Genomic DNA, 8,328 nt, shown 5'->3' on the forward strand with positions numbered 1-8,328 from the left:
TTAGTATATGCCATGTCGTAGTCTAATGGCTATCTGCCGGGCGCGTAAACCAAGGGGCGCGATCATCCGTTAATTCATAGAGCGAATACTTGGTGTTGAGTTTTTGCCCACCGTCGCGTTGTAGCGGTTGCCACGATACACCGCCCCGAGCGGTGGTTGGTTTTATCGTGAGTAAGTCAAACGGAATGGAGACATAAAAGCCCTTGGTAAAGCTGCCTTCGCCAAACTCTTCTGCGGACAAGTCGGTTTTGCTGGCGTATGCGCCCACGGTGATGCCACTGTCAAACTGTTTAGCGATATCAACAGTCACCCCCACATCTTCTGTTAAATAGCGACCGGCGCTAATTTTGGCTAAGGTGCCATCAAATACGCCGAGCGGGTTTTGCCAGTAAAGCGTGGCATGGCCGGTGGTGGTGCCGGTTTGCACCCGGAATTCACGGTTGCCATTTTCTGCAGGTTGATATTCGTTTTTAAATAGCCCAAACGCCGAGCCGGGCTCCCGTTGTTTGACATAGTTTGCGTCGAATCCCACGGCAAACTGGCTATTCATGGGGCGGTAAAGCACTTCGCCCCCGACACCGGCAAACATGGTTTCTAAGTAGCCGCCATAGGTTTGGGTATACCAATTGTCGCCCCAGTGATCGAGATAGGTCAGTTGTAAGTTGGTGACCCGCACGGTGTCTTCTAAGTACTGTCGGTTGAGCGTACGAACACGCTTAAGATCGGTGCCATCAGGCGGCACGGTGTACTTGAATTTGTCGTAGGTGTCGGCAATGTTCACATAGACACTGGATGACGCAAGCAGGTGATTACCTAGCCGCGCGGTCGCGTTACCACTGACGCCCAGTGAGTACATGTAAAAGTTTTCGGAGCCGCCAAACGATTGTACAAACACAGGGGCGAGACCCGCATCAATATTATCGCGCTGGTTGGCTTTTACGGTGCCCGATGTGAGTTGCGGCTGCTGGCGCGTGCGTGCATCGTTGGGGTTTGCGCCCACATAGCTGTTGGTGGCGACGGCGGCATAGGTGTTGGTATCAATCACGGTTTCAGTGATGGGCTGACGTTTCGCTTGGTCAATAATCCGATATTGTTTGGCGTCAATGCCTGTATTGGCTATTAAAGTGGCGGCGCGCGTTTGGGCGGTGTCTTGGTTGCGGTATTTGCGTTGCTCACCCGTCACTGTGACGGTGGTGCCATCAAAGTGCACTTGGTTATCTTGATACCCGGCAACTCGGGCAAGTTGAGTGCTCAGGGCCTGCCATTGGTCGTCGCTTAAGTCCGTCTGCGTAGGGGCTGGTTGATAGATTGGCGCGTGATCGTCAAGCCAAAAGCTGTCGATCTGATTAAAGTTGGTATGTAAGCTTAATCCGGCGGTCACGACGGCGCCACGTTCATAGGCTAACCGTGCGCTACCCCAATCCCCTAAGCGATAGACGGCACCCACATTCCAAGGGCTGTTCACGTCCATTGGAATACCGGTTCGCGTGCTAATAAAGTCGGCTTTGTAATCGTTACCGTCGTATTCAAGCTTTAAGCTCAGTGGTGCGTAGGGGGTTTGATATTCCACCCCGCCAAATAACGCGGTACAGCCGGTAAACATGCGATTAATATCAACACTGCCGCCGTTGCCGGAGTAGGTGGTGTCACGACCACAATCCACCGATTGGTTTTTATCGCCGGTGAGGTTGGCGCGGTTGCCCATATAACCCCAGCCGACGCCGAGCGTGAAATCAAACGGGCCCGCGCGTTTTGAGCCGACCAGGTATTCGCCATCAAATAAGCCAGTGCCGCCAATATCCCGTACACCAACCGCGAGTTCTGGTAGCCAGAAGCTTTCTTGCATCAGGCGTAATTTTGCATCAATGCTTTTGTCGGTGTATTTGGTATCGCCGCTAAAACTGGGATCATTGCTATAAAGTAAGTCGTGAACCTGGGTATAGCGGACGGTGGTTTCTAGCCAAGGAAACAACTGAAGCGAGGTATTAAAGTGCACATAGTCTTCGTTGTAGGTACTGCCTAGGGTAAATTCCCCGTCGGGAGCCGTGCGCGCGGTGGGCATTTGCATGAGGCCCACACCGCCAAAGTCGGTTTGTGAGTGCACCAGCGCTGGGTAGTCAAACGTATCGGCCGATACCGCGCTGCTTACGGCCAATGCAACGGTGCTGAACCAAAAGCGATGAGAGGGAGAAGAGAAAAACCGCATTATTCAATGAACCTATTTTGCAGATACGTCAGCACGTGTTGATTAGGAGACGTTGACTGTGCCTTGCTCTCTATTTCGGACAAAGGCAGATAAATCACCGACCCAGGTAAGATATCGTGATGCTCGTTATTCCAATAAGCAATTGGGTATTGGGCGCGCTCGCCGGTGGGGCTGATCACCCATACGTGAGAGACGCCTAATGTGTCTGTCTTGGTTTGCTGGATATAGTCACTGGCCGCGTGTCGCTCACCCCAAGGATAGTCCCCCGGTTGATTCACCGCGCCGAGGACTGTCACCTTTGTTGGGCGTTCAGGGAGCTGCAAATGCCACTGGCCCTTTAAGCGTGGGTTGGCACCGGGCGTGATTCGGGTGATATCTGGGTCAATCGCGCCGGGCACGCGCTCGGCAACCGCCATTTGGTTGAGTGCTTGATACAGCATTTGCCACTGTTTTTTTACGGTACCGGTATTGACGGCGATTTGATGACGAACCGGTTGCAAATCAGCGATATTCTTGGCTTTTTCACTGTCTTGCTGATAGAGCCCGGCGGCGGGCCAATAGACATCATCAAGTGAGCGTTGTTGAGCCTGTGTGATGGTTAGTACCGCTTCAGCCAGGTGCGGTGGCTGCGTGAACGACAGCGCAATGTCTTGATTGGCAGTGAGCATGTTGGCCTTGGCTGGGATCACCATTAGCAAGGCGACGGCGCATAATCCGCGCTTGATCACGTGATAATTAATCATCTTCGCCCCCTTGATATGACTTTAAATGGGTCAGTGTCACCGCGGGTAGCCCCGGTGCGAGGTGCTGATAGGATTTGATGATTTTACCCGTGTCGTTAGCGATCCAATAGTCATTGGTATATTGAGTATCAAGTGCCGGAATGGTGACGAATTCGGTATAGTGCGTTGTTATCACGGGCGTGCCGTTCACTGAGACATTTTGTGGCTTGCCGCGTTTAAAGGTGGAGTCAGCTCGGTAGCCACTGTGGTTGCCCGGTTGCCAGTCAATGGTGCGTGACCATGTGTGCGGCATGGTGATGGTGTTAAGGCCAACGCTTAATGGATCGGGAGAGTCAGTGTGCGTGGCGGTTAGATTACCATCAGTCAAATTCACTGTTTTAACTAATCGACCGTTCCGCGTTACGAGCATTTCGTTATCGCCCGATAACCATTTTAAATTTGGGCTCGGGTGTTGGCTGGGCTCAACAAAGGCGAGCACCATAAAGCCTTGCGGACCGTTATCAAGTTGGGCGTAGAGGCTAGCATAGGGAAGCGCATTTATTTCGTCCCAGCTTTTTCGTACGTCGGGATAACCTTGATAAGCAAACTTAAATGAGTCGCCAAGATCCTGGATGCGCTGTGTACACCCAGACGAGATAAGGGCGATGAGCGTCACTACAATGGCCTGATTGGTTTTTGTCATAAGTGGTAGGAGGCGGGCGTTAGGTTAACTCGATAAAAAATGGCCGCAATATGCATTTGCAGCCATTCAAAATACTGTCGTTTATTGCTGAGCGCTGACAGAGGTTGTTGTGCTGTTGTCATCGTCTGATGCAGCAACGGCAATACCCACTGCGGCAGCAGCAGCAATACCAGCAACGCCTGCAGCACCGATACCACCCGCAGCAGCAGCACCTGCGCCTGCACCTGCTGCGCCTGCACCTGCTGCGCCAGCACCTGAACCAGCAGCACCTGCGCCTGCACCTGCACTACCACTTGCACCCGCACCGGGTGCGGCTTCACCTGCTGCCATTGCGCTTGCAGCAAACAGCATGGCAATTACGCCTGTTGCGATTTTTTTCATTAGTCTCTCCGTGATTTGTGCGTCAATACAAAAACGCCTGCCTATGCAGACATCTACAAACTGTAATCGCTACGGCAGTGGAAGTAAAATAAATAGCGAACATATCTTTTACTTTTTCTTATACGCTGCTTCTCCCATGCTCCTAGGGTTGAAGTGATCAAATCGTTTACTCGTGCGTGACTGTGGCAGGAAGGGGCTCGATTTTAGTGCTTGATATAGCGTACAATCGCTTGGTTTTTGGATGGTGGTATCAGTGAGTCATTATGAGTATTTTTAACGTCAGCATCATTTTGCTGTGTGTGCTAGGCATTTCTACCGGTCAAATCCTGTTCAAGCTGGCTTCGCCGTATTTTCCAACCGTTTTAAGCTGGTCATCCATCATTGGCTTTGTGTTTAATAAATATTTGTTTTCAGCCTTAGTGATCTACGGGTTCGCAACCATTTTGTGGGTGTATGCGCTGCGTTTAGTCCCTTTGTCTATCGCATATCCGTTTATGGCACTCGCCTTTATTATTGTGCCTGTGCTGGGCATGATTTTTCTCAACGAACCCTTTCAGTGGCGCACCTTGCTGGGTGCAGGGCTGATTATTAGCGGTTTGCTCGTGATTGTACGTTAGGAGTTAGTATGCGCATTGCGGTCGCCATTCCTTGTTATAAGGTAAAAAAGCATATTCTGGACGTCATCGCGCGTATTGGCGACGATGTGGACACCATTTATGTGGTAGATGATTGTTGTCCTGAGCAATCCGGTAGCCATGTGTCACAAAACAGTACCGATAGTCGCGTGAAGGTCATTTATCATGTCCAAAACCAGGGCGTTGGTGGCGCGATCGTCACCGCCTATCAACAAGCGCTAGATGATGACATTGACATTGTGGTGAAAATTGATGGTGATGGGCAAATGGACCCCGAGTTGTTGCCGCATTTTGTTGCGCCCATTTTGCGCGGTGAAGCTGATTACACCAAAGGATCGCGTTTTTTCGCTCTCGAATCGCTCACAACCATGCCGTTTGTGCGTAAGTTTGGCAATGCGGCGCTGTCTTTTATCAATAAAGTATCGAGTGGGTATTGGCAAGTTATGGACCCAACTAATGGGTACACCGCCATTCATCGTCAAGCCTTACAGCTCATGCCGTTAGATAAACTCAGTCAACGCTACTTTTTTGAAAGCGATATGCTTTTCCGCTTGGGTACCTTACGTGCAGTGGTACAAGATATTCCGATGGATGCGGTGTATGACGATGAAGAAAGCAACTTGTCGATAAAAAAAGTGCTGGTTGATTTTCCACCGCTGTATATCAAGGCATTTTTTAAACGGGTTTTTTATACCTATTTTCTCCGCGATTTTAACGGCGCAAGCATGAAGCTGGTCTTAGGCCTGCTGTTAATGTTGATAGGAAGTGTGTGGGGCGGCGCGCATTGGATTGGCTCGATTGTGTCAGGCGATGAGGCCACCACCGGCACTGTGATGCTGGCGGTATTGCCGCTGATTATGGGCTTTCAGCTTTTACTCAGTGCGATAGATTATGACATGACCCACGCTCCCAAGCGGCCGTTACAGCGCTGGTTTTCTTGTACGCGGAGAAAAAAAGATGACGGTTAAGTCCGTGTTAAAGCTTGATAAGTTTGATGTATTCTGCTTGCTGCTGCTTATCCCAATCGTGATTTTTGCTCTTACGCCATCATCTTATGGTGCCGCTCTGAGTCTTTTCGGTTTTGACGGAGAAGGGTTATTAGCAGGTACGCCACGACCTATTCGAACAGATGAATGGACAGTGTGGACGCCTTATATCCAAATGGCCGTTTTAAATGGCTTTGAGCGTTTTAACGAGTTTTCTACCTATCATCATGACTTACGCGGCTTTAATGCGGTGCCGCTTGCCGATTGGGGGCTGATATTTAAGCCCTTAATGTGGCCGTTTTGGCTGCTCGAGCCCGCACGTGCGTTTGCGCTGCATCATGGCTTGATAATTGTGTCTTTTTTGTTGGGGTGGAAATGCCTTTTTAAACGGTTGATCAGTGATCTCAATGTCGATAAAGCACATGTTTCTTGGTATGCAGCGGCAGTAAGTGTACTCCTGTTTTTTACCGGTTTTAGCCAATTTTGGTGGACGACACTTGGGCCCGTACTGGCTATTAGCCCCTGGTTACTGTTGTTGATTTTACGTTGGCAACATCATGCGTTGCATTATGTGCTCTTGTTCTACGTGGCTTGCGTGTGGCTGTTATCGCACACCTATCCTCCCATTATTATCTCCATCGCTTATTTTGGTGTGATGCTACTCTTTGTGCACCAGTGGCGTTGGTGGCGAGTGCCGAAATTACAACTTGTGTTAACAGCAGTGGTCTGTCTGGCCGGTGTAGGAGTGACACTATGGTATTTTCAGGATGTCATCTCGGTCATGATCAATACCGTCTATCCAGGCCAACGTGTGTCACCAGGTGGACAAACGAGCGGATTATTATGGTTATCCTCGTTGTTGCCGTTTATTGCTCATTCCCGATACAGCGATCTCCTTGGTCTGAATATTTGTGAGGTGGCCACAGCAGGTTCCTTGTTGCCCATTATTGTCGCAAGCTTAGTGAAACCGAACCCGAGTGCGGTGGGGCGACGTGCAATAATGGGCGCAACCGTGCTTGCTACTTTTTGTACCCTATGGATGCTCACCCCAGTCCCGGCAGTGATCGCCAAGCTATTGTTGTTGGACAAAGTGCCTTCAAATCGATTGGTATTTTTACTTGGCCTAACCCTAAACTACCTCGCGCTGGTGGTACTGGTGGAAGGGCAAGTTATGATAACCCGCACGCGCCTTGTAGTGCTGGCGACACTGGTGGCGGTTAGCATGTTCTTATCCAGTGCGCTTGGGTTGGTCGATTGGTTTGATAAAAATACTCCAGAGCTTGCGCTTGTTATTGTGGCTGGTGTTGGATTTTGCCTTTATCGGTGCAGTAGTCAGCTTGGCAAGTATAAAAAGGGGCTGGTAGTCGCAATGGCTCTGATGCCTAATATTTATGCGTATGGGGGGTTTAACCCAATTCAGTCAGCGTTTCCTATTTTTGATTTACATACTCGTGATGTGGTCAATCAATTGGAGGAAGGGGCCAACCAGACGCCACCCCACTGGGTGGTGAGTGATCGATATAGAGGTGCAATTTTATCAGGCCTTGGTTTGAATTCATTCACGACGGTGCTTGTACAGCCTCAATTAGACTTCTTTCGGAAGATGTATCCTGATATGGAGGCGTCAACGCTAAACTTTATATTCAATCGATATGCCCATATCTATGTTTCAGATAAAATTCAGACGCCTGAAACTCCCTTTCCTGATCAAATTCATGTGCCTATTTGGGATGTTAAACCAAAATCTAATGATGAGCACTACCAAACGTTGAATAGATTAACGGATGACTATAAAGCCGAATCAACCTTTGGAGTGGTTGATGCCGTTGATATTGGTGATGAGTTTATCCAGATTAAAGGTTGGGCACAATCAAACCGCCGGAGTATCCTGGGGAATATTGATCTATCAAACTTAATCTATTCAGAAAGAATACGTCGGCCTGACGTCGCTAATGCGCTAGACCAGCCCGATATGATGTATTCAGGCTTTAAGCTGGTTTTCAAAAAAACGGATGCAATAAAAAAAGTCTTGAAAGAACAGGGAACCTGCCTTGTCTCAACTTCAAAAAATGATGACTTAACACTATTAATGACGGCACACCTTGAGGAAAAGCTCACTTGTAAATATTAATATCGAATGCAGGCTCACATTGCCATAGGCGTGTAGGGCCTGTATGGTGCAGTAGCTGTCTAAGCATTATAATGTGACATTTTAATGAAATCGGCAGTTATTTTTAGTATGATGGAGGTATGATTTTTTTGTTTTAGAGATAGGCTGCGTCGCCCTATGTACTTAATCCTAGTTTCCTTTTTATTTTTATTCGCCGCAATACTTGTCTTGAATAGTGCTGGACCCAGTCGAAAAGCTGTGTATCTTGTGCTTTTCGGCTCTATATCAGCGATGTTGCTTTATGGATTTTTCTATGTAGCAAACTACTTTACAGGAAATGGCATCGATGAAGCTGTAATCTTTCACCTGAAAGCAGGACTTGGTGGGGCGGGTATAAAAGAGTATCTAGGATTAATAATTGCAACGATTGTATATGTTTTAGTCGTATCGGTGTTTAGCTTTAAAGTATTTAAGCGTATAAATGAAAGCTCAAATAGCCGCTTAAGAAAACGTAAAATCTTGTATGCCGTGACTGCCTTTTTCATGGTCGCTTCCTTTATGACTAACCCCGCTATTAAAGATATT

The 8,328-nt window shown here is 48.6% G+C and carries 8 protein-coding genes; 4 read left to right on the plus strand and 4 right to left on the minus strand.

Annotation, left to right across the window (positions count from 1 at the left end; genetic code table 11):
- Positions 1-22: 22 nt before the first annotated feature.
- The 4 genes from BZG80_RS13315 to BZG80_RS15995 all read right to left on the minus strand — a co-directional run bounded on the left by BZG80_RS13315 (position 23) and on the right by BZG80_RS15995 (position 4,012).
- Positions 23-2,206 carry a YjbH domain-containing protein gene (locus BZG80_RS13315; protein WP_077679575.1) on the minus strand — a complete coding sequence of 728 codons (2,184 nt, stop codon included), beginning with the start codon at positions 2,204-2,206 and terminating at the stop codon, positions 23-25.
- Positions 2,206-2,949 carry a capsule biosynthesis GfcC family protein gene (locus BZG80_RS13320; RefSeq protein ID WP_077679576.1) on the minus strand — a complete coding sequence of 248 codons (744 nt, stop codon included), beginning with the start codon at positions 2,947-2,949 and terminating at the stop codon, positions 2,206-2,208. Before BZG80_RS13320 ends, BZG80_RS13315 begins: the two co-directional genes overlap by 1 nt.
- Complete coding sequence (locus tag BZG80_RS13325) at positions 2,942-3,631, minus strand: YjbF family lipoprotein (RefSeq protein ID WP_077679577.1); 690 nt, start codon at positions 3,629-3,631, stop codon at positions 2,942-2,944. The genes BZG80_RS13320 and BZG80_RS13325 overlap by 8 nt, the downstream gene beginning before the upstream one ends.
- Positions 3,632-3,712: 81 nt before the next feature.
- Entirely contained in the window at positions 3,713-4,012 is a 300-nt protein-coding gene (locus BZG80_RS15995; RefSeq protein WP_198532955.1) for a hypothetical protein, read from the minus strand.
- A 263-nt stretch (positions 4,013-4,275) separates the two neighbouring features.
- On the opposite strand from BZG80_RS15995, the gene BZG80_RS13335 reads away from it, so the two are divergent.
- The 4 genes from BZG80_RS13335 to BZG80_RS13350 all read left to right on the plus strand — a co-directional run.
- A complete protein-coding gene (locus tag BZG80_RS13335) occupies positions 4,276-4,629 on the plus strand; it encodes an EamA family transporter (protein WP_077679579.1) in 354 nt (117 codons plus the stop codon).
- Positions 4,630-4,637: 8 nt separating this feature from the next.
- Positions 4,638-5,615 (plus strand): glycosyltransferase family 2 protein, encoded by a 978-nt coding sequence (locus tag BZG80_RS13340; protein WP_077679580.1) that lies wholly within the window; start codon positions 4,638-4,640, stop codon positions 5,613-5,615.
- Positions 5,605-7,764 carry a DUF7657 domain-containing protein gene (locus BZG80_RS13345; protein ID WP_077679581.1) on the plus strand — a complete coding sequence of 720 codons (2,160 nt, stop codon included), beginning with the start codon at positions 5,605-5,607 and terminating at the stop codon, positions 7,762-7,764. The genes BZG80_RS13340 and BZG80_RS13345 overlap by 11 nt, the downstream gene beginning before the upstream one ends.
- Before the next feature lie 156 nt (positions 7,765-7,920).
- Positions 7,921-8,328: hypothetical protein (locus BZG80_RS13350; RefSeq protein WP_198532956.1), on the plus strand; the 408-nt coding region annotated here is incomplete at its 3' end.

Source organism: Salinivibrio sp. MA440, assembly GCF_001996265.1.
Lineage (GTDB): Bacteria > Pseudomonadota > Gammaproteobacteria > Enterobacterales > Vibrionaceae > Salinivibrio > Salinivibrio costicola.

Bases quoted from the DNA above. Each gene is read 5' to 3' on its own strand.
- BZG80_RS13315 (WP_077679575.1), bottom strand. From the start codon at position 2,206: ATGCGGTTTTTCTCTTCTCCCTCTCATCGCTTTTGGTTCAGCACCGTT.
- BZG80_RS13320 (WP_077679576.1), bottom strand. From the start codon at position 2,949: ATGATTAATTATCACGTGATCAAGCGCGGATTATGCGCCGTCGCCTTG.
- BZG80_RS13325 (WP_077679577.1), bottom strand. From the start codon at position 3,631: ATGACAAAAACCAATCAGGCCATTGTAGTGACGCTCATCGCCCTTATC.
- BZG80_RS15995 (WP_198532955.1), bottom strand. From the start codon at position 4,012: ATGAAAAAAATCGCAACAGGCGTAATTGCCATGCTGTTTGCTGCAAGC.
- BZG80_RS13335 (WP_077679579.1), top strand. From the start codon at position 4,276: ATGAGTATTTTTAACGTCAGCATCATTTTGCTGTGTGTGCTAGGCATT.
- BZG80_RS13340 (WP_077679580.1), top strand. From the start codon at position 4,638: ATGCGCATTGCGGTCGCCATTCCTTGTTATAAGGTAAAAAAGCATATT.
- BZG80_RS13345 (WP_077679581.1), top strand. From the start codon at position 5,605: ATGACGGTTAAGTCCGTGTTAAAGCTTGATAAGTTTGATGTATTCTGC.